The sequence below is a fragment of the Goekera deserti genome, from assembly GCF_010685995.1.
In the GTDB taxonomy this organism is placed as follows: Bacteria; Actinomycetota; Actinomycetes; order Mycobacteriales; family Geodermatophilaceae; genus Goekera; species Goekera deserti.
The window spans coordinates 1-759 of record NZ_JAAGWK010000013.1 but is presented as its reverse complement, the minus strand read 5'-3'; the positions used below and the strand labels follow the sequence as shown (position 1 = coordinate 759).

The 759-nt window shown below is 77.2% G+C and carries 1 protein-coding gene; it reads right to left on the bottom strand.

The annotated features are described in order from the left end of the window. Window positions 1-21 precede the first annotated feature (21 nt). On the bottom strand, window positions 22-636 hold the full coding sequence (locus G1H19_RS10800; protein ID WP_235927905.1) for a DUF3000 domain-containing protein: 615 nt from the start codon (window positions 634-636) through the stop codon (window positions 22-24). Window positions 637-759 lie beyond the last annotated feature (123 nt).

Below are 759 nucleotides of genomic sequence, written 5' to 3'. Positions count from 1 at the left end.
CGGCGAGTCTAGGACGCCGGCTCAGGAGCCGCTGGACCCGGCGGCGCTGCCGGCCGGCCCGAGCAGGTGCACCCCGGGCGGGGGGAGGCCGGCGGCGTGCGACAGGACGCCGAGCCAGGCGCCCAGGTGCCGGTCGAGGTCGGTGCCCTCGGCGGTCCAGGACGCCCGGATCTCCACGTCGACGGCGTGCTCCGGGCCGGCGATGTCCCCGAAGCGGGTGGACGCCGTGCGGGTGACGGTGCCGCCGATCGCGTGGTGGTCGGCGCCGTTCTCGTCCAGGGCGTCGACCAGCCAGCTCCAGGCGACCTCGGAGAACAGCTCGTCGTCGACGAGCTGCTCGTCGGTGCCGGCGGAGAGGTAGCCGACGCAGCGGGTGGTGCCGTCCCAGGCCGGGTGACCGGCCGGGTCGTGGAGCACGATGAACCGCCCGGTGGCGATCTCGGAGTCGTCGTCACCGACGACCTCCGACACCCGTGCGGCGACGGCGTGGGCATAGGGCGCGAGGCGTTGCGGCGCGGGGATGTGCTCGACGACGATCTCGGGGCGGGGCGAGACGGTCGCCATGGCCTCGAGGGCAGCACGGAACTCTGCCGGGGGGTCGACGGCCGCCTCGCCTCGGCTCGGCAGGTGGTCCACCCCCGCAGCGTAGGTGCAGCGACGGCGGGTGGGGGCCGACGCGCCGAGCGGGCCGTCCCCGGGAGGTGCCGCGCGGGCCGCCCGCCGGGCCCGTGGCGGGCCCGTCGCGAGCCCGTCGCGGAG